The organism is Shewanella olleyana (assembly GCF_023283825.1).
Lineage (GTDB): Bacteria > Pseudomonadota > Gammaproteobacteria > Enterobacterales > Shewanellaceae > Shewanella > Shewanella olleyana.
The window spans coordinates 74,529-95,582 of the sequence record NZ_JAKILD010000014.1; the positions used below are offsets into that span (position 1 = coordinate 74,529).

18 protein-coding genes and 1 tRNA gene are annotated in these 21,054 nt (G+C 37.9%); 10 read left to right on the top strand and 9 right to left on the bottom strand.

The features are described from left to right. Window positions 1-93: 93 nt before the first annotated feature. A complete protein-coding gene (locus L2735_RS11560; protein WP_248984859.1) occupies window positions 94-1,902 on the bottom strand; it encodes a protein kinase domain-containing protein in 1,809 nt (602 codons plus the stop codon). A 589-nt stretch (window positions 1,903-2,491) separates the two neighbouring features. On the opposite strand from L2735_RS11560, the gene L2735_RS11570 reads away from it, so the two are divergent. Both L2735_RS11570 and L2735_RS11575 read left to right on the top strand, forming a co-directional pair. Next, a complete protein-coding gene (locus L2735_RS11570) occupies window positions 2,492-2,845 on the top strand; it encodes a hypothetical protein (protein WP_248984860.1) in 354 nt (117 codons plus the stop codon). Between the two features lie 332 nt (window positions 2,846-3,177). Next, window positions 3,178-3,837: a thiopurine S-methyltransferase gene (locus L2735_RS11575; RefSeq protein WP_248984903.1), complete on the top strand. Its 660-nt coding sequence runs from the start codon at window positions 3,178-3,180 to the stop codon at window positions 3,835-3,837. Between the two features lie 115 nt (window positions 3,838-3,952). On the opposite strand, the gene L2735_RS11580 is transcribed toward L2735_RS11575, so the two are convergent. Together L2735_RS11580 and L2735_RS11585 are read right to left on the bottom strand one after the other, a co-directional pair. Next, a complete protein-coding gene (locus L2735_RS11580; RefSeq protein ID WP_248984861.1) occupies window positions 3,953-4,984 on the bottom strand; it encodes a porin in 1,032 nt (343 codons plus the stop codon). Window positions 4,985-5,466: 482 nt separating this feature from the next. Next, window positions 5,467-6,534, bottom strand: coding sequence for a porin (locus L2735_RS11585; RefSeq protein ID WP_248984904.1), 1,068 nt, complete (start codon window positions 6,532-6,534; stop codon window positions 5,467-5,469). A gap of 442 nt (window positions 6,535-6,976) precedes the next feature. Here L2735_RS11585 and tcdA point away from each other — a divergent pair, with 442 nt between their 5' ends. Beyond that, a complete protein-coding gene (gene tcdA / locus L2735_RS11590; protein ID WP_248984905.1) occupies window positions 6,977-7,771 on the top strand; it encodes a tRNA cyclic N6-threonylcarbamoyladenosine(37) synthase TcdA in 795 nt (264 codons plus the stop codon). Between the two features lie 94 nt (window positions 7,772-7,865). Beyond that, window positions 7,866-8,477 carry a superinfection exclusion B family protein gene (locus L2735_RS11595; RefSeq protein ID WP_248984862.1) on the top strand — a complete coding sequence of 204 codons (612 nt, stop codon included), beginning with the start codon at window positions 7,866-7,868 and terminating at the stop codon, window positions 8,475-8,477. 117 nt (window positions 8,478-8,594) lie between these two features. Here the strand turns inward: L2735_RS11595 and L2735_RS11600 are convergent, their stop codons facing one another. Next, window positions 8,595-8,726, bottom strand: coding sequence for a DUF3149 domain-containing protein (locus L2735_RS11600; protein ID WP_076540587.1), 132 nt, complete (start codon window positions 8,724-8,726; stop codon window positions 8,595-8,597). A gap of 516 nt (window positions 8,727-9,242) precedes the next feature. Between L2735_RS11600 and L2735_RS11605 the strand changes: the two genes are divergently transcribed. The 4 genes from L2735_RS11605 to L2735_RS11620 all read left to right on the top strand — a co-directional run bounded on the left by L2735_RS11605 (window position 9,243) and on the right by L2735_RS11620 (window position 13,161). Beyond that, window positions 9,243-9,327, top strand: a tRNA-Leu gene (locus L2735_RS11605). A gap of 586 nt (window positions 9,328-9,913) precedes the next feature. Continuing rightward, window positions 9,914-10,843 carry a DNA cytosine methyltransferase gene (locus tag L2735_RS11610; protein ID WP_248984863.1) on the top strand — a complete coding sequence of 310 codons (930 nt, stop codon included), beginning with the start codon at window positions 9,914-9,916 and terminating at the stop codon, window positions 10,841-10,843. A gap of 4 nt (window positions 10,844-10,847) precedes the next feature. Next, window positions 10,848-11,774, top strand: coding sequence for a DNA cytosine methyltransferase (locus L2735_RS11615; protein WP_248984864.1), 927 nt, complete (start codon window positions 10,848-10,850; stop codon window positions 11,772-11,774). Between the two features lie 85 nt (window positions 11,775-11,859). Next, the gene (locus L2735_RS11620; protein WP_248984865.1) at window positions 11,860-13,161 is read left to right on the top strand and encodes an HNH endonuclease; all 1,302 of its coding nucleotides are present in this window, start codon (window positions 11,860-11,862) and stop codon (window positions 13,159-13,161) included. A gap of 110 nt (window positions 13,162-13,271) precedes the next feature. Here the strand turns inward: L2735_RS11620 and rpsT are convergent, their stop codons facing one another. The 5 genes from rpsT to L2735_RS11645 form a co-directional block, all read right to left on the bottom strand. Next, entirely contained in the window at window positions 13,272-13,532 is a 261-nt protein-coding gene (gene rpsT / locus L2735_RS11625) for a 30S ribosomal protein S20 (protein WP_248984866.1), read from the bottom strand. 266 nt (window positions 13,533-13,798) lie between these two features. Further along, the gene (locus L2735_RS11630; RefSeq protein WP_248984867.1) at window positions 13,799-14,146 is read right to left on the bottom strand and encodes a hypothetical protein; all 348 of its coding nucleotides are present in this window, start codon (window positions 14,144-14,146) and stop codon (window positions 13,799-13,801) included. A 109-nt stretch (window positions 14,147-14,255) separates the two neighbouring features. Continuing rightward, window positions 14,256-14,696 (bottom strand): DUF6641 family protein, encoded by a 441-nt coding sequence (locus L2735_RS11635; RefSeq protein WP_248984868.1) that lies wholly within the window; start codon window positions 14,694-14,696, stop codon window positions 14,256-14,258. Between the two features lie 63 nt (window positions 14,697-14,759). Beyond that, entirely contained in the window at window positions 14,760-16,781 is a 2,022-nt protein-coding gene (locus L2735_RS11640; protein ID WP_248984869.1) for an AAA family ATPase, read from the bottom strand. Between the two features lie 142 nt (window positions 16,782-16,923). Next, a complete protein-coding gene (locus L2735_RS11645; RefSeq protein ID WP_248984870.1) occupies window positions 16,924-17,451 on the bottom strand; it encodes a hypothetical protein in 528 nt (175 codons plus the stop codon). 126 nt (window positions 17,452-17,577) lie between these two features. Between L2735_RS11645 and L2735_RS11650 the strand changes: the two genes are divergently transcribed. Together L2735_RS11650 and L2735_RS11655 are read left to right on the top strand one after the other, a co-directional pair. Further along, window positions 17,578-19,731 carry a hypothetical protein gene (locus L2735_RS11650; protein WP_248984871.1) on the top strand — a complete coding sequence of 718 codons (2,154 nt, stop codon included), beginning with the start codon at window positions 17,578-17,580 and terminating at the stop codon, window positions 19,729-19,731. Window positions 19,732-19,831: 100 nt separating this feature from the next. Beyond that, a complete protein-coding gene (locus tag L2735_RS11655) occupies window positions 19,832-21,052 on the top strand; it encodes a helix-turn-helix transcriptional regulator (protein WP_248984872.1) in 1,221 nt (406 codons plus the stop codon). Window positions 21,053-21,054 lie beyond the last annotated feature (2 nt).

The following is a 21,054-nucleotide window of genomic DNA, read 5'->3' on the forward strand; positions in this document are numbered from 1 at the left end:
GACAAAAGCCTCATCTGCTGATGAGGCTTTTTTATGATTTAGTTTTAGCGGGGCCTATATTCCCAACTAACTTAGAGCGGACTTAGAGCTGTTCTAGGGTTGAGCTTGCTTAGGATTTTTAGGGTAAAAATGATCGGCTTTATGATCGATGTGTGAAAATTGCCGTGTATTTTTATACGGCAGCTTCATAAAACCTGATACCCCATGCCCTTGAATTTTAGCCGCATGATGTAAAATCCTGTCTAACGATGCCCGAAATGCTGCTTGCTTTCGTGGGTTTAATAAACGTAAATAACTGTGTACTTTCAGGTGGTTGGGTAGCGCTTCGAAAATAATACAACCGGTGTGATGAATTTGGTTAATCCAACCAAGTTCAGTCATGATCTCTGTTGGTAATTCGAGGTTTTCTTCCGGATCTTTACCATCTTCAAAGTAGGAATGTAATCGCGAACGTCCTTCTGATGCGGGGACGTCACCGACCTCAAAGCTTAATTGTGCGTCACTAACCATTTTATAAGGCTGAGACGGGCTTTCACGTTCTAAATGTAAGGTATCTTTAGCGTTAAAGAAGCAGGCCTTAAACACCCCGATACGTTTGATCCCTCTAGCAAGGCTGACCATATTATTGACCGCTTTAATCAATACATCTTTGGTCTCGGGATCATAAATTGCCAAGTTTGAATCTATGTAGACACCACTTTTACGCCAGTGAATAGCAAGGCCGCCAACAATAGGGTATTGAGCGAGTTTACCCACTGCTGCCACAAAGCCTTTTTCGGTATCACCCATTCCGGCTAAAAAATTACGGTAGTACTTTTCTAATTGGACATCATCCATTTTGGCGATGGGATCTTGGGTATTATGTTCTTTTAAGAAGGACTTTCGTGAACTATAGCTTACGGTTTCAACCTGCTTTTGTTTAGGTAACACCCATAAAGGGATATCTTCATATAATGGCTGGGTTTGCAGGTCTGGCAGGTGCATACGGTGGTTATGACGCATACTCTTGAGGAAGTAATCTCCTGCAAGGTTTTGCCTTTCAACATCATCACTGAGCATGCCATCTAAGGTTCGGGCAAGTTCAATGGGTAAGCCTAAACTGCTGGCTGGAATCACCTTACTGCCAAAGCGACTAATTTGTCCCGAAGCTAATGCGTATAAGGTGGCTGCCACGCCTTGTTCATCAAAGCGAGGGCTTGAGAGTGCGCCATTGAGTTGCTCCGAGCCAATAAAGTAAACATCCCCCATACGAGCATTGGTATGGTGTTGATCGCTGGACATTAAAGACATCACGTTATCTTCAACGGCTTTATTGTGCTCATCACGCTGGGCGAATACCGCAGAGCCCCAATCGATTAAAGATAAGTGATCGTTTTCGATATCATAGACTAAGTTTGAAGGTTTAATATCTCCGTGAACCAAGCATTTCCCGGTGCGAAGATAATAAAGTAAGTTAGCTAACTGCCGGGCGATACTGACAATCATAGCGACAGGCAGCACACCTAATCGATGACTAATTTTATCTAAGTCTTCACCCTTTGCACGCTCCATTACCATAATGCCTTGTTTACCTACACGCTCAAATTTAATGCCACTAGGGACATTAGGGTGCACTAATTGGCTGAGCATAAAGGCTTCTTCTTCAAGCCTATCTTGAACACTGCGAGGAAGGGTTATGCGTGAAAACTTAAACACATGTGACTCACCAATATCATTCACGCCAGCAAACACAAAACCATAAGCGCCTTTACCAATGAACTCGATATCGGCATAACCTAGTTTACTGAGTTGCTGCTTACATAATCTGATCCAAGCGCGATGTTTGCGTGCATCTTCGGCTTTTAATAAATAAACAGATTGTTCTTCATTGATATAAAAGTGTTGTAGCTGAGGTGTTGGCACTGGTTACTCCTATTAACTAACTCATCGGCGTAATGAATTAGTAATACCATAAACTCATATTTCGATTTATCAGGCAAGTGATTCGATGATTTTTAGTCATTTCAACATGTAAAAGTTTTTTACGTGGGCGAATTGTTTAGGACCTGTTGTTCTTTCAAGGTTGTTTTTGCAGCGAATTGTTGGCCATTTATACAAGGCAGAGACTTGGAGGTGTAGTTATTCTACATAAAAAGTCGATAACGCAGTAAAAATGGACAACAAACGCTGCCCAAAGGGTTCGACTAAAAGCGTTTTACTCTTTGTTGGATGCATCTTTTTAAAAAGAAGTGCTTAGACGACTTGGCATCAATCCATCCGCCTCAATTAAAACGCTTTTATTTCGAACAAAACTTAACCAGCAAAGATCAACAGGCCCAATCACTGACTTAAATTGGTTTTATATTAGCAATGCGTCGTAAAGCTACCTATCTCAAAGCTACCTATCTCAAAAAATCGGTGTTGTAAACTTTGACGTGAATCAAATTGTTTTACGCTATAGAAAGGTACTATTTAAGTGAATCAACGGATTCGGTTCTTTCAAGGAGCGTTTATGCCAAACATTAATAAAGCTGACTTAATTCAACTCTTTTCATTTCCTCGTCAGCGAATTTTACAGTCAATGGAAGTAACGCATTGTCCGCATGCTGTGTTCTATAATGCCAGTGATGAGCAATGTACTACTTGCCATCAAGGGGAAGAGTGCATCTGGATGAACCATAATGATGAACTTGTGGCTATTGAGAAAAAGTCCGTTGAGGAACTAAAGCAGCAACTTCTTATTGCGGTTGATTTCATTGATTCAAATTTAAGCCCACATCATTTATCTCGTCGTAATTGTCAATGTGATAACTGTAAATGGCTCAGAAAAGTGCAGCAAGTACTGGAAGGTGAAGAAAGCCTTTAGTCTTCTTGTTTGATGCTCAAAAGCCGTTGTTAGCAAGGTTTAATGAGATAACCCGCTAACATTTGTTAATGGCACTATTACGCCAAGATGAGCTTGAATACTTTATAGCCATAGGGTTTATATTGGCGCTTAAGCGCAACTCTGTGGCTGAGTACTAGGTTCGCTATAGTTACTCCTCATTCTCTATTTTTTATCCTTTCATTTTTCATGTCTTCATTAGCATTGCAGGCCTACTCAGTTAATTGCTGAGCATGTAAACAATCACTCATTGTTTGCATCTGCAGTCCATTATATTTAGAGTAAAGCCCACTAAAATGACATGGACCTTTGATATGGAAGCGAGCTTTTGGCACAGCAAGTGGCAACAACAGCAAATTGGATTTCACCAACCACAGGTTAATGAGTTCTTAGTTAAATACTGGCCTCAGTTAGCTGTAGATTCAGCTGTAGAAGTTTTTGTGCCGTTATGCGGTAAATCGCTAGATATGTGTTATCTGGCAGAACAAGGTCATAATGTTGTTGGTTGTGAACTCAACCAAATTGCTGTGGAAGACTTTTTTAAAGAGAACAATTTACCTGTTACTCAGCAAGCTGATGGCGAGCATCAGATTTATACCACTGAACAAATCTCACTTATACAAGGTGATATTTTTACGGTATCAGAATCTGCAACGCAAAATGTGGGTGCTTTTTATGATCGCGCCGCATTAATTGCCTGGCCAGATGATATGCGTCAGCGATATGCTAAAAAGCTAGCAGCACTTATTCCCGCTGGCGTTAGAGGTTTACTTGTGACTTTAGATTATGCTCAGGAAATGTTAAATGGGCCGCCATTTGCAGTCAGTCCAGAATGGATAACTGAGCATTTAGCACCGTATTTCGAGGTTGAATTATTGGAATGCGCTGATGTACTTGCCGAGAATCAGCGATTTGTGAAAAAGAATGTCCCTTGGCTAAACGAAGCGGCTTATCGACTCACTCGTAAAGCTTAATGCAGCTATCTATTGTCAGATATAAAGTCTCAGAGAAACATAAAACAGCCAATAAAAAAGCGACCATCAGGTCGCTTTTTTAGTATGAATAACCTAATTAAACGTTATTTCTTATTTAGAAGTCGTAACGCATACCGACAGTAAATACGTTGTCATCTTCTAGATCGATGGTTGGACCACCGTCAAGTTGGTAATCACCTTCGTACATAGCGTAGTGGCCATATGCTAGAGTTGATTTAGATATGCGGTAATCAGCACCCACAGTGATTTGACTAATACTAGCATCGGTCACGACACCGCCTGCTGCTTTTTGCTTAGTTAGGTAACGACCGAATCCACCTTCATCAACACCGTATTCAGCTTTTAAGTTAACACCGTTAAGGTTGTAAACTAGATTTAAGAAGTACGAATCACCTTCTTGTTCAGTTGTTTGGCTTTCAGTGTTTTGGTATAAACCGCCTACTTTGAAACCGCCAACTTTAAATTGAGCGACACCACGGTAAGCATCAACGCCACCGATTGTGTTGTAAGCTGCTGCTACATAGTAGTTTTGTGCTTTAAGTTTTTTATCACCAATTGTTGCGCTTAATGCGTACTGATCTTCATACGATTCGTTGTCATCAGCATCAGTGTAGTTATCTTCCATTAAATAAGTCGCGTTTAAGGTCAGTAAATCAGCGATTTTTGGAGAGTAGTACCAGATACCATCAGCAGAACGAGTTTGACCTGCAACTAAACGATCGATATCAGCGTTAGTGTTACCGAACACGTCAACACCACCTTCAGACTGTTTGAATACGGTGTCATTACGCCCAACTAATACAGTACCGAAGTTTGTTTTTATACCTAGGTAAGTATTACGTGCTTTGAAAACGTCTGAACTTGAAGAGGTATTTTCAACTTGGAATTCCATTTGGTAAAGCACTTCAACAGCATCAGTAATCTTTTCACTGCCTTTAACACCTAAGTGAGAGAAGTTATTTTCGAATACAGTGCCTTCTTTACCTTCTTGAGTCGTCACACCTAAGTCTGAGTTAGTTACTGCTAGGTCTAAGCGACCATAGAAGTTAGGGCCATCGGCTAGCGCACCGAATGAAGTTAAAGCAATAACTGAGGCTACAGATGCTGAAATTAGCGTCTTTTTCATCTTTTCATACTCCCTTATAGAACCTAGGTTCTATTCCCATAATGGGTGTTATAGTGAATTTCAGTTGCAAAAAGCGCTAACAAAAGGCTTTTGCATAACGAACTAATTGGAATTTTTACAGGTTTATAAGAGTTAAGTTGTGGAGTAGGTCAAACTTTTTTGCTTTAGTGTAATGAGTTTGGGTGGAAATGTGACAAATTCGATACTTTTGAGTGTTAATTAACGGTTTGTTAGCAAATTACCCATTTGTGGAGGTTCACAAGATGTACTTAATCATGTAGAGCACGTGGTTACTGACTGTATGAATAGTTAAGGTGTTGCTAAATTGTTAGTTGTAAAGCGGTGAATTAAGCTTGATTATGAGTTTTTGCATAATAAAATGAACCGATGGAATAAAAGTTAAAAAAAAGCGACCCTTTGAGGTCGCTTTAGCATTTGATTAACATTCAGTCGTTGTTTATTTCAACGCTAGTTGGATGGGTTTAGAAGTCTAAACGAACACCAACAGTAAAGATGTCATCACTTAAATCTTCAACTGCACCATTAAGTTTCATGTCGCCATTATATCGAGTGTATTGGCCATAAACTAAAGTGTTAGTACTCATGCGGTAGTCTGCACCAACACTAAATTGTTGAATATCAACATCAGTAACGTCTTTACGAGCATCCATAGCACTGACGCTATCTGTATCGTCTTGAGACATAACCTGTCCAGTACGAGTGTTAACTATTTTACCTAAACCTGAGTCATCATGGCCATAAGTGGCTTTCAATTTAACATCGCCCATGACGTAAGCTAGGTTCACGTAGTAAGTGTCACCCTTAAGGTGAGCTAACTCTTCTTTTAAGCTTTCACTGTTTTGGTATAAACCGCCCACGATAAAGTTACCAAATTTAGCTTGGATTACACCACGATATGCTTCAACGTCGTTAATACCATCTTGGTAAGCAGCTGCAGCATAAAAGTTATGAGATTTTAATGCTTTGTCACCCATTGTAGCGCTTACTGCGTACATTGAGTCACTTACCGTATCGTAATTATCATCAACTAAGTATGTTGCGTTAACAGCTAACATATTAGCCATTACAGGTGAGTAATAGCTAACGCCATCACCACGACGCTCTTGGCCTGCTGTAAGCAAATCGATATCTGCGTTCGTGTTACCAAATAAGTCGAAGCCGCCTTCAGCAGATTTAAATACGGTATCATTACGACCAACTAATACGGTACCGCCATTAGTTTGCAGGCCCACGAATGAGTTACGCGCTGCGAATGTATTATCAGAGTTATCGAAGTTGCTTACACCGAATTCCATTTGATAGATGATGGCAAAATTGTCATTGATTTTTTCAGTGCCTTTCACACCTAACCAAGAAAAATTATTTTCAAGAACAAGACCATCTTTCTTGTTTTGAGTTGCGGCACCCATATCTGAGTTGGTTAATGCAAGATCTGCACGCCCGTAGAAATTTGGGCCATCAGCTAACGCAGTAAAAGAGGTCATTGCAGTGCAAGATAAAATTGCTGCAGTGATCAGGTTTTTTTTCATCATCTTAATCTTCCTTTGGTAAGGGCTTGATTTTTGTCGAGCACTCATCAGTTATGCCCAACATTGATAGAAATAGCGATGACGCAACGGATACGTGCGCCTGCCATTTATGGAATCCTGTATCTGCGCTTGATATTGCCATAAAAGCGTAATAAAAAAGTGTGATATTTATCACTTAAGGTTGGATTTATTTGATATGCATCATGCTGATTTACAAGGGTTATAATTGCAGATAACAATGCTACCAATCTGATTAACATAATATCTTGAAGTTTACTTGGTTTGTTGTGGGCGCGTAACAAGTGTGTCAATTTGTGGGGGCTGTTAGATTAAATTACAGATTAAACCAACATTAATATTTAATGACTCAGATATTTCGATTTGGCTGAGTTTCGTATAAAATATCGCCCCCATATTAATGAGTACTCAAGAGCATTACATGTTGTCAGAATCCTATTTAAATCGTTTTGGTGGAATTGGCCGTTTATATGGTCAACATGCATTACAAAACTTTGCTAACGCACATGTAGTGATCATTGGTATTGGTGGCGTGGGGACTTGGGTCGCTGAGTCTCTTGCGCGCAGTGGTATAGGCCAAATTACCTTAATTGATTTGGATGATATCTGTGTCACTAATATTAACCGCCAATCCCATGCGACCACTTCAACCATAGGCGAATCTAAAGTCGAAGTGATGGCAAAGCGGATCCGAGACATTAATCCTGAGTGTGTCGTCAACGAAGTTGAAGATTTTGTTACCGCAGACAACTTAGTAGATTACCTTGGCACTAAAAGCGATCCTTTATCGATCGACTATGTGGTTGACTGTATTGATGCCGTTAAACAGAAAGCGGCGTTAATAGCTTGGTGTAAACGCAATAAGCTCAAGATTGTTACTGTTGGTGGTGCTGGTGGACAAACTGATCCAACTCAAATTCAGCTGACTGATTTAGCAAAAACGATTCAAGATCCATTACTTGCTAAAGTCAGGGGAATTTTGCGCCGCGAGTATAATTTTACTAAAAATGTACAACGACGCTTTGCTGTCGATGCAGTGTTTTCCACTCAACACCTTGTTTACCCTCAAAGCGATGGAAGTGTTTGCAGTACTAAAGCAACCGCTGAGGGGACTATGCGTATGGACTGTGCCTCTGGTTTTGGGGCTGTCACTATGGTGACAGGTACATTTGGCTTTATCGCAGCGAGCCGTGTTTTAGCAAGATTAGCTGAAAAGTAACCACTTAATGTAAAAAGAGTTATTTAGATAATTCCTTGGCATCAAAATTGCTTTTGAAGTAATAGATTCAAAAATCTGACACTTTGGAAGCGAGATGATGAAAATTAAATTAGATAACGTAAAGCTAGCCAACGTAAAACGTGTTGTTGTCAGCGTAATGCTTTGGTGGGTTGTTGCTTGTACCGTATTATTGTTTGCTCCTTCCCATGTGCTGCAAACCCTTTCCCTTGATGGATTAGTGACAGATTATGGCCACTTTATTGGCTTAGGTCTTATTGTTGGTGCGGCATTTTTCTTAAGTCAGTTATTCACCTTTGTTGTGGATGAGTCGATCAATTTTTTACGTGAAAAACGTGCCATAGAAACTATTGAAGCTAAGGTGAAGCTACTTGATCCTGCTGAGCGAGCTTTATTGAGAGAGTTTTTCCTTCAAGGCGCCACTATTTTGGCATTACCTCAAAACGAACTCGCAGTGAAAGGTTTAGTAGCGACAAATATTTTAGAGTTAGTGGGTAACGAACGTCATTACGCCATTCAAGGGCCAACGGCTGAATACAAAATTTCGATGAAAGCACGAGTGTATTTAAATCGTGATGTGTTGAGGTTACCAGCTGGTGAGCCAAGTAAAGAAGAGTTAACCCATTTAATTAAAGCAAGACCTCAGTTTATTAATGGTTTAGTACAACCAAGAAAACATGCGGCTTAGTTTGGTTTGAATCGCTTTCGAAGAAGCTAAATTTTAGATACAAAAATGGGGGCTATAGGCCCCCTAATTATTTGCCAAGAAACACAAAAAACTGACTTAAATCAAAATAAGTAATACTTATTCTTTTGGAGCCGACTTCACAATAAACATCCACATCATGTACGACATAATTCCCATAGTGCAGAAGATAACAATCATTGATAGCAAACCTATTGCATTACCAAACATTAAATCTAACCAGAATGCCATTTCATAATCCTCTTTATCGTGAAGTCACAAGTAACATATCGCATACATCTGTTAACAATTATGATCTCGATCAATTAACCTTTCAGTTATTGCTGAATACCTAATGTAATAGATTAGGAAGTAGTGAAGTATGTACCTGAGGTAATGGTTGTTCACCAATGTAGGGGGAAGGGCTGCACACTCAGCAACTCAAGGTTCATAAAGCTGTTGTTTGAATGAGATTTGAGCTATTGAATCGAAAACTGCTAAATAGAAGATTAAAGGGCTTGCGATTGTGATTGGCCTAGGTATAATTCTGACTCTCGATTGAGCGCAGCTCTTTTGAGACATCAATATGATGCCGGTGTGGTGAAATTGGTATACACGACGGATTCAAAATATAGAGTCCCTAGAGTGATTTATCAATTAAAGTATTGTTTTTGAACAATAAGAAATCCTTTTAAGACAGCCAATGTCTTGCAAAGGTTTGCAAAGAATCATATTATTTGCAAAGATAGTTATAGCTACAAAATCTATGCCTGAGTGGTGGAATTGGTAGACACGTCGGATTCAAAATCCGATTTCGAAAGAAGTGACGGTTCAAGTCCGTCCTCAGGTACCATACTTTTAAGCCTTGCTAACGCAGGGCTTTCTTGTATCTAGCGTATAGTAAATCCTCTTGTTGTTCAGTTCCCCCCCTTTTTTACTTCTATAAACTTTGCATGATTCTACCTACTTAATACTCTTGGCAGGATAGCTCACTAGTCTTAATTGGATTACTTCAACTATAACTGTAATGGTGTGTCTCCAAAGGCAACGTGAAGCATTAGCTATTGAATATCTTAATGAGCTAGGTCATATGAGAACATGTCACAGTTTCAGGCATGCATTTATCACTAAGTTGATGAACATAGATTCAATGAACATAGATTCAATGAACATAGATTCAATGAACATAGATTCAATGAACATTACCTGCTGGTCGCCCATTAATTCAGTAAGTTTAGTGTAACTAATCATTACACCCATAGACTTGATTCATTGAAGAACTTATTGTCTGTTGTCGACGCTTTTTAAATTTGAAGTCGTTTGTTTGGTGAGTACTCACTAGAGGTGATGTATAATATTGTTATTTAAGCTGTGCTGAAAGCAAATTATAGTGTTGTTTTTTTATATAGAATTGCGGCTAAAGTGACTGAGGTTAACGGATGAGAGTTGTATCTTTATTTTCTGGTGCAGGTGGATTAGATCTAGGTTTCAAAATGGCAGGTTTCCAGATAGTTTGGGCTAATGACTTTGATAAAGATGCTGTGATCACCTATAAAAAGAATATAGGTGATCACATAGTTTGTGGAAAAATAGAAGATATAGAAACTGATGATATTCCAGATTGTGAGATTGTAATTGGTGGCTTTCCATGCCAAGGCTTCTCACAAGCCAATATGCTGCGCATAGAAGAAGATGATAGAAATAAACTCTATTTAGAGTTTTTAAGAGTTATTAGAGAAAAGCAGCCCAAATTCTTTTTTGCAGAGAATGTAAGAGGGATTCTAAGCTTAAGTAATGGTTCTGTAATAAAAAGGATTGAGGATGACTTTGAATCTGCTGGTTATAAAATGCAGAAAAAACTTTTTAATACAGCTGACTATGGTGTGCCACAATCTAGGTGGAGAGTGATTTTAGTTGGAACTCGGAATGATATTAATTTTGAATATGAATATCCAGACCAGTCACATACATCTCCAGCTAAGTCTGAAAAATCTGGACTTTCTAATTGGAATACAATTAGTGAAGCTCTTGCTGAAATACCTGAACCTGAGGAAGAACATAACCTATTAAACCATGTATACTCCCAATATAAGGTAACAAATAGAAACTTTACAGGCCATAGAAAAACAGACCCTAGTAAACCATCACCCACAATTTTAGCAAGAGGTAACGGGAAAGGAGGAGTTTGTGCCATACAACACCCCAAAAACCATAGAAGAATGTCTATAAGAGAGTCTGCAATTATTCAATCTTTCCCGATAGATTATCATTTTTTTGGAAGTATGACTTCTTGTTATAGGCAAGTAGGTAATGCCGTTCCAGTAAAGTTTGCACATTTAATTGCGAATCAATTATTAAAATATAAGTAGTAATATGAAAGTAATATCTCTTTTTTCAGGAGCTGGAGGATTGGACTTGGGATTAACTCAAGCTGGTCTTGAAGTAATTTGGGCGAATGATTTATATAAGGATGCTGTTGAAACTTATAAAAAAAATATTGGAAATCATGCTGTTTTAGGTGATATTTGTGATATTGATTCTGTTGATATACCTAATGCCGATGTAATTATTGGTGGTTTTCCATGTCAAGGTTTTTCTGTCGCCAATATGTCAAGAAAGTCCACTGACCCTAGGAATAAATTATATTTAGAAATGGTTAGGGTTATAAAAGATAAAAAACCTAAATATTTTATTGCTGAAAATGTTAAAGGGATTTTATCTTTAGATAAAGGGCAAGTTATTCATAAAATAACGAATGACTTTGAAAGCCTAGGCTACAGAGTTCAGTACAAATTGTTAAATTGTGCTGATTATGGCGTGCCTCAGACAAGAATGAGGGTAATTATTTTTGGCATTAGAAATGACTTAGATGTGACAATTAATTTCCCCCCTAATCCAACTCATGACAAAGTTGGTAATCAGCTTCCCAAGTGGATCACGATTGGGGAAGCCCTCAAACATTACCCTGAACCTACAGAGACTAATGATTTTTTAAACCATGTATGTTCTGATTATAAGTTGAGGTTTAATGGGCACTTAGGACATAGAGTTATTGATTCAGAAAAACCTTCACCTACAATTACAGGAAGGGGGGATGAAAAAGGGGGAGTCGTAGTTCTTCACCACCCTAATAATAATCGTCGAATGACAGTAAGGGAGACCGCTGCTGTTCAATCTTTTCCAGATGATTTTGAGTTCATTGGTTCAAAAACTTCTGGTTATAGGCAAATCGCAAATGCAGTCCCGCCATTAATAGGAAAAGTGTTAGGCGAAATGTTAATTGAAGCGAAGGAAGCGTGATAAGTTTAAAATAGACCCTTCATATTTTACAAAACCTGAGTTACTTGGTAATGTTTAAATAATTGAAGTTTATTAGGCATTATCAATGGCATATAGTGGATTAAAAAAACCATTTCCTGAATATAGGTGGAAGTGGGGACCATTGACTTTGACGGAAAGTTTGAATATTCCTGAAGTATATCTAGGTTGCTTAAAAGTTTTATATGCTAATCAAGGTGTAAGTGTTAGCTCTCAAAGCGTAGAAGATGGCTTGCAAGTTGTACAGAACGAGTTATCTAAATTGATTAATGGTGATAGGCCGTTAAGGCTTGCAAGAGGAACCGAAAGGAACCTATTTAGGAACTCGAGTCAGTACTGGAAGTTTTCAGGTTTACTCATTTCAACATCGCCTCGAATTACTCTTTCTGAATTAGGCATTGGTTATGCTTCTGGCCAGTTAACGAAAGGTGAATTTGCTTCATACACAGTAAAAAAGCTGCAACTTCCTAATACATATACAGAAAATGACGAGCAGATTAATTGCTGGAAATCACAAGGTTTATTAATTAACCCATTAGAGCTTTTATTGTCATTAATAGTTCAACTGTATGAGTATAGTAGTGTGCATGGCTACTTAACTACTGAAGAATTAATTCATGTGGTTATTCCTTTGTCAGGTAATAAGTATACTCAAACGCAAATATCACAAGGAATACTTGATTATAGAGCTGATCATTCAACTTTTAATGGGGCATGGGTGGCTAATGATGGGGATAATGACAGCAGAATCGCTCGTGAATTCTTGCTTTTTTTAAATTATTATGAATTTTTAGGGAAAAGGGATTCCACTGTACCCAATTGCCATGTAAGTCGTGAAACACAAGAGTTTTTCCTTCGTGAAGAGCAAATAGAATCTATAAAGTCTTTAATTACTTTGGATTGCTCTGCCTTACATACCGTAGTTAAGTCACCTCAAGACAGTATCAATACTGCTATTGAAATTGATCAAAAAATTCAAGCCTTAGATGTAATAAGAGAACGTAAACTAGTTGAGGTATTAAGTAGGCCAAGTCAGCCACGTTTTAGAAAAGACGTTCTTCAGTCGGGTGATGGGGTTTGTATTTTATCAGGTGTTAATATAAAAGAGGCGTTACAAGCTTGCCATATAATACCTGTTCAAAATAATGGTTCAGATGATAAATCTAATGGTATTTTATTAAGGGCTGATTTACATACACTGTATGATAAAGGGCATATTCTAATTGATGAGGAAGGCTTAATAACAATATCTGATTATTTAAAAAAAGATGAGTTTTATTCTCAATCTCTACCTTCCCAAGTTAATTTGCCAAAGTATATAAATATTGAAGCTATTCGTATTAGAAATACATACCGTATGTGGATTTAAAGCGAACTTTTACGCATAAATAAAAGTTTGAAGTAAGTAGTATCTGATGCAAATTAAAAATACAAACTGAAACGTATAAAGCTTCAGTTTGTATTGCAAGTACTGGAGTCTTATAGAGCTTTGATTTTGGCTGACAGTCTAGACTTTTGACGTGCTGCTTTATTCTTATGAATAAGCCCTTTGGTAGCCATTCTATCTAAAATAGGCTGAGCATCTGAGAATGCTTTAACTGCGGCTTCTTTATCACCAGCATCAATAGCAACTAAAACTTTTTTGAAGAAAGTACGCATCATTGAGCGACGACTTGCATTATGTTGGCGACGTTTCTCTGAAGTTATAGCGCGTTTTTTTGCTGATTTGATATTTGCCAAAATAAGCTCCTAAATATATCTAATGTAAAAAATGACCGGTTAATATCCTATTTTTTTTAATAATTGTCAATCAAAAAGTTATTCTCTATGAATAGAGCTTCTTTAATTTGATATTAATTTTTTGTAGAACAATATGGAGGTTAGCTTAAGCTTTTGTTTTAAATTTATTTTCTAGTGATAGTTTGAGCGTGTATGCTAATACTTTTCTCACTTCTATTTTAAGCAAATATTTGGTAGTTATAAGAACTGTAGTGATTCTTTGAAGCTTAAGTGGACGTTGCCTTAGCCTTAATAATAGTACTTAAAAAGGTTAAGCAGTCTTCGGTCATATTTGATGAAAAAATGACGCTGCTTTCTTCATCATGATGGATCTCTGGTGAACCATCAGTACCACTATTAACAGCAGTCATTACAACATAGCGTTCTAGGCTGCTGTCTTCTCTTTGGTTCGAATCTTCATAATCAACCCAAAGCACCATATAACCAGTCTGAGTTTTAAAGTAAAAACTGGGTGAGACATCGTTGTGCCAGCTTTTGTCTACTAACCAAGGGTATTTGGATAGGTCGAAGCCAAGGTTAAAGTGTTGGCCAAATTCTTGTTGGTATAATTCCATGCTTAATCCTCAACTTGGTAATAAATGGTATGGCTAGAATACCAAGTTTTAAAATGTAATCCAGATAGGTAAGTAAGATAAGTGCCTGACCGAGCAGGCACTGTAACGGTTATTTCTTTTTCAAGGGGGATTTATCGGCCATTGAGGCTAAGAGTTCATCAACTTCACCCGCGACCACGGCATCAATAACGGTGGCAATGGTTTGGGTTAGGTTTTCTAGCTCACCGACTTCGATGGCATGATTACCTTTACTGAGTTCAAGAGCTTTATTGGCGTAACGCACCTCAAAAAAGTATTGGTTATTCCGTTTGTAGAACCACTTGCTCACATTCTTAGGTATACGTACCTTTTCCTGCGTGCCTGTTTCAGGGTTTTTCTGCCACTTTTCACGGTAAGCTGTGTAGGTTTCTCCGTTAACAAGTGCATTTGCCATTGCCAGTTGCTGGTCGAGTTTAGATAACAGTTTCTCCCTGCGTTTTAAGATTGGGTTATCAGAGGTTTTCTCTGGGCGTGACGTGACCTTGAGCGAGCTCAATAATGATTTAGCCATGAGGTTGTTTCCTTTAGGGTGGTTGTGGGTAAAAGCTATATGCTTTGGGTTGAAAAGGTTGGTTTACTTAATGAATCCGATTGGTTGGTTTGGTTTCTTCCTGTTGTTTTCTTGGATTAGTATTTCGAGGTTTCTTTTGTCCGTTAATGGTTTCTTACTCATACGGTTTCTTCTGGCGGCAATCGCAAAATCACCTAGGCTTAAATAACTCAGTTGCTTTAATCCATGGTTTATTTCCGCTGGTGGTTTACCGAATAAATCCCCGTAAAGTGCGATTGATTGCTTTGCTGATAGATATTGAAATGTCAGCTTGAAATCGAATCGTCTCAGAAGCGCCGTATCGAGATTTCCTGAGAAGTTAGTTGCTGCGAATACAGTTTGCTCACATTGGTCTAATTCAATGAGGATTTGATTTACAAGCTGTCTCTCGTGCTGTTGTGATAATGTCTCTCGACTCGTGAGTACACTATCAACTTCATCTAGAAAAATAATCGAATCTTCGTTTTTAGCCTGTCTGAACAGCCTTGCGATATTTTGTTCTGCCTCACCGACATACTTGGATAAAACATCACTTGGTTTGATAATCATTAAGGCATGTTCGGTTTGCTCTGCAATGTAATGCACGAAGGCTGATTTACCTGTACCAGCACTGCCGAGAAGTAATGACCTTGAACCGTTGAACTGACTTACCGTATTAATGACCTGTTCGACAGTGGAGTGGGTGCCTGCAAGGTTGATAAAATTAGGGTTAAAGTCCATTTCAGGTTGATAGCAGGTTATTGATATTTGCCGTCCGCAAGCAGATAAGCATTCCTCAATATGGTGGTCTAAGCATTGCTCCGCATCCTTACCTGTAAGGTTTAAGGCTCTAGCTACATTGCTGGCATTAACAACGTGAGCAGGTGTTAAATCAGGCAGGTTCGCCAGTCCATTCTTATAACCTTGTGAAAGCCTTAAGCCTTTAAGTGGCTTTGCCAATATCTGGGCTTTAATGTGTTTGGGTGGAACGCCAATATGAAGGACATAACTGAACCGCCTAATAACCGATTCAGGTAAGCAATCAATATGATTGGTTATCCATATACAAGGTAGGGCATTGGTTTCTAATGTGGCGTGAAGCCTATCCTTGCTGACCTTTAAGCCATTGGTGTATTCACTAAAGATATCTTCTACCTCATCCAACAAAAGGCAGCTTGATTCATTTTGTGTAAATAGCTTTTGCATCAGGCGGTAATGTTGTAATCGAAGGTGAGCAATGTTCCTTTCCGAGCTGATTTCATCAACGCCATGAAACAGGTTTTCCCCCACGGCCTTAACTGCAATAAGGTTGGACTTGGTGTAACGGCTTAATGCCTGTGAAAATGAGGTTTTCCCAGTCCCCGCACTGCCATATAGCAGGATATTTACCCCCGTCGTCTTATGCTTTACCGCTTGGTTTAAAAACTGGCTGACAAACTGGGATTCTATGTGGGGGTAATCGTTAAGGGTTAATGAGGTTGGTTGTAACTGATAATAAAGGCCATTCAATAAGTCGTGGTATGACTTTGCCTTGTGGCTCATTAAGTTCTTTGCCAGTACATAAGGCATCAATAACAAACCGAAGATAGAACGGTCAGATTGTTCGAAAAGTGAGGTGTTTGATATCAGTTGAACGGCATAAGAAAGCTCATCTACCTTAAGGTTTAATGCCTCAGCAATAATGATATCGACATCACTGACCCAATGGCGAAGGTGCTCGTCAAAGAGTGCATATAGACCTTCGTTTATGGTCGTGACTGCACATAGTTTCAGTACGGCTTTGCATTGAACAGGCAATTCAAGCTTATTCACTAAAAGCTGTAAGTTATGCTCAAAGGTTAGCGTTAAAGCGGTATCGACTTTCACTGATGACAAGGATTGTTGAAAGGCCGCTAATTTCTTTTGAGGGCAGTCTCGGTAAAGTTTTTTGAATCTTTTCCCTGTAATACGACTAATGATATCTCGTGGTAAGTCTTGCATGAAGTCGTCATCAAAAACATTAATATCTAATATCTCTAAAGCAACAGTTGATGCAATGTATCGAGCATGAGATTCAACGGTTTGCATAGTGTTCCTTGGTGTTTGCTTTGATACCAAGGTAACAGGCCAAATATAGGATTTATATGCAAAAACTGACAACCTTATTCAGGTTAAACTATTTGAACCATAACCTACGTCTTAGCATATAGAGTAGATATATTAGGCTTTTTTATCGGTTATCTTTATTTTCATATAGGGCTTTAATTGAATCTTTACCATTAAAGCTTAAAAATTTGATTTTAATTACCTTTGGGGTGTTTTTACGTTTCTTCTCAAGGTCTATTCTGGCTTCTTGGGACAATTTTTTGTGCGTGTATTCATATCTGATTAAGCCAAGATTATGTAATTTTTTTAATGCAGCCTGTACAAATGGCGCGCTTGGCTTCAATTGACTTTTTTGAGTGTTAGCTTGTTTGTAATCAGTAGCTTTCGCAAATTTTTCGGCAATATTGTCCAAAGTTGAAAAAGTAATATATTGAGATAGGTGAAACTTTATAGATAACACCCTGGTAATTAAAAAAACACCTAGTTCTAGTTCTTGTGGTGTTAAGTATGGCTTGATCTTTATTGATGGTTCCTCTGACTGCTCACTATTAGGGTTAAATGTTCTCGCTTGAAGTAACTTCATTATGAACTTCTTTGTATATCTTGATTTTGCTTCTGAATAAGGGAGAGAGTTATCTTTTCTTATAGTCATTTGGTTATCCATATAGATAATTATATATTTTAAATAAGTATTATATAAATCTATATACAAAATGATGTTTTTTCAAGGCCATAATAATATTAGTGCAAAGACAACTGCGCATAATAGAGGTGACTAATGAGTTCGAGAAAAAAACAAAAAACTGAATTTCCTAAATCTGTTTTGAACAATCGAAGAGAGCAATTTCAACATGTCGCTGATGCTAGTGACTGTAAAGTCAGTGACTTGTCGGTTCACCGTGGTGGGGGAGGGAAAAGAAAAATAAGCGGTTGGGATGATGATGAAGATATGCTGATTAAGTCTTTAGTCGCTACAAAAGGATTAAAATCGGTGTATGTGGGTGTAAATACATTACCAGTTGATGAAGAGGGTATTAGATGGGTGAAAGTAATTTTTGAAGATGAATCCAGTGAACCTAAATCAAATGTTTTTTATAAAATTGCGCCGACAATCAGAAGCCAACATTACAAAGGTAATGTTACTTATCTCTGGGCTGTAAAGGTTTTAAACGAAGTCGATGCGATAAACTTACAGCAGAGCATAGCTGAAAAATTAGATGGAAAATGCTCAGCTAAACTGACTTCGTATATTCGTTTGGCAGACGATATATATTTTAAAGATAAAGAGGTGCTTAGAGAAGGAGTCTCTTTATATTCAGATGGTAGAAAGTACACATCTAGTTGGTCGACAATGGGGGACACTGAATATTTTGCTAACTTAGTAGCAGACCTTCAGCTTGATTTGTTGCCAATGCCGCAAAATATTACTTTAGGTGGAAAACAACCTATACCGCCTGAAAGAAAAAGCCGTCCTCTTTTAGTTAACCATTTAATTATAGATGCTTCACATTCTGAATTATGCAACCCTGAGGCAATTTATATTTCGGTGTTAGCTGCAACCAGTAGCATGCTCGGAGAAAAAGTATCTGTATCTTTTCCTGATGAGTTATCGGTAGACGTTGAGCACAATACTTCGGCAGTGTTCTCAACTTGCTTTCTGGGAAGAGAATTTGATGGTAGTACTGAAGCTATTAAGGCTGTTGGCCAGTGCATGTCAATTTTTCAAAAGAATGCGGAATCACATGTAAAGTCAGCCAAAGTTTCTAAACGTGTTGATACTAAATTTAATGCGAGGATGGAAGACGCAAATGTAGCTCTAGCTGTAAAAGCTGCTAATCAGTTCGACGCAGTTAAAAATCAAGAGGGTTATGACCTGCCCACACATTATAAATCTATTGCCAAGCAGTACGGTGAATCAGAAATAAGCTGTAATTTTGAAAGCCCTTTTTTTCATACTAATAACGTTCAGAATGTGATTGATGATTCACAGCATATTCATAGTGCATTATTCATCCCTTTAAATTTAAAGCGAGTATTTGATGATGCAAAAACGGATAGCAATTTAGAAAAGAACCTAGCAGGTATATTAAGCCAACAGCAAGTCGGTAATGTAGCTATTTTGGCTGGCTGTACTGTAACTGATTGGGATAATAGCGTGATGTCCTACGAGCATGAAGTTTCTTCATATGACAACGCAGCTTCTTGTTTTGATATTTATCTTGGTTCACCAGTTAAGCAGTCAAATGTAGCAAAGAAATATCAGGTTACAGATCGAGTATCAGAAGAATTGTTTAGCTACCTAAACACGCTACAGTCGCATATGTCCAATCTAGAAAATGTGACAGCATCGATTCAGCTATCAAACCAAGCTCTCTCATTATTGGATGAGTTTTACTTTGATATTGATAGCTTACTATCCAAAGCACCGAGTAATACATGGGTCATTGACCGATTGCTGAATTTAAAACAACTCGTATTTAAGTTGGCACTTAGCATAGCTTATGTTGATAGTTATGATTGTGACGATAAAGTAATAGAACCCGTTGAGGAAATATCGAAATGTGTATTCATTAAGGCAGCTAAACTAACATTGTTTATCGGTGAACAGATTCTCATGTTGGGATATAACGAACATATTGACTATGTTAATGCTCTTTCAATAGTGCCTAAACTTCGCTTGTTATCAGGTAAGTTTACAGCTCGTACTTTATATAAAGATAAAGGTTGGGCAGGCGTTAAAAATAACCCTTTAAGAACTAAAGGGGCACTGGAAGTGCTAGAACTGCATGGATGGGTTCACGTGGTTAATGAAAAAGATAATGGTGAAGAAGTCATTAAAACCTATATTGTTCATCCTAGCTTACGCAACTCTTGCGATCGACAAGCCCCCACAGCCCCCAGTAGTGAATCAATGAAGTTGTCATTGAATTAGCATATTACACAGAGTGAATTATATAGATTCATATTTCTATGAAATAGATAACTGTAAATCTTAATTTAGATACAGAGCTATCAATAAATTAAGGGTGTATATGTTACCAGTCGATCATCAAGAGTTAGTTAATTTTATTGCAGATGAAATCATGACGGCTGAGGAAGCTTCTAAGCTTCTTCGCCTTTCAAAAGGAACGTTAAAAAAATATAGGCATAAAGGTATAGGGCCTAGATATTTAAAACTTGAAGGTGCCGTTAGGTATAAATTATCGGATATTATTCAGTATGTTCATAGCAGTACTGAAGGTACTACAAGCGTACAAAACAAAGCTTTCTTGGGCATATTAGGTACCAATGTAAAGTTACTTCATTATATTAAAAATGCCATAGTAAAATCAGAAACGTTCAAACTTGTCACTCCTAACTCGGCTTTACTTAAACAATACTTAGATAAGTCTAATATAGACAATATTAAGTGGTCTTTTGATAACCTAACGTTAAACTTTGAATTAAGTGAAGAACTAGGTGTTGAGTATCAGAAAGTAGTTGAAGCATTAGTAAATTCTGGTCTAGTTAAAGTGGAGTCTAGTTCCAAACAGTATAGCTTTAGACATCGAATATACTCTTCAGAGTCCAACCTTAAAGAGGGGAAGTGCGGTATAGCTTTATTGCATAATGATTTAACAAAAGGGCATGATTTCAGCTTTCAAATTAGGCTTAACCCAAGTCAATTTGATACAAAGAAGAAAAGGGCAAAGCTCAAGAGTACACTTAGTTTGTTATTTGGTAACAAGTTGAGTGAAACACTTGGAAGGGCGTTTGTTTCACGGTTTGATATTTGTTTTGATTTACCTAAGTTTAATCATGACCTAGTTATTTACCGCTTCAAGTCTACTAGAAAAAGAATGGTAATTAGAGCAGAAGGTAAGAGCAACACTAATTATATTTGTGAAGGGTCTAGAAGACGGAACCGAGTTAAGTCTTACAGAAAGGGTGACGGTACACGCATAGAGTTTGAATTTTATCCTGGCAGTAAAAAGTTAAGTCTTAATGACTTATTAGATTATGAAATGCCTTTTAAGCGTTTTGAACTGTATGCTCCTGATTTTTTACTAGAAGATGAAATTCACCCGTACACTATTCATGCAATCAATACTCTTGGTATAAATAAGGCCATATCTAATTTGGATTGTAAAAAAGAAGCCAGAATACTTCGTAAGGTGCTTAAAAAACATTTATTAGTAACAGATCCTGAGCAAATGACACTTATAGCACGTAAGCGTATTAAGAAGTTTATCTATCGCCTTTTGAAAGATTAGAG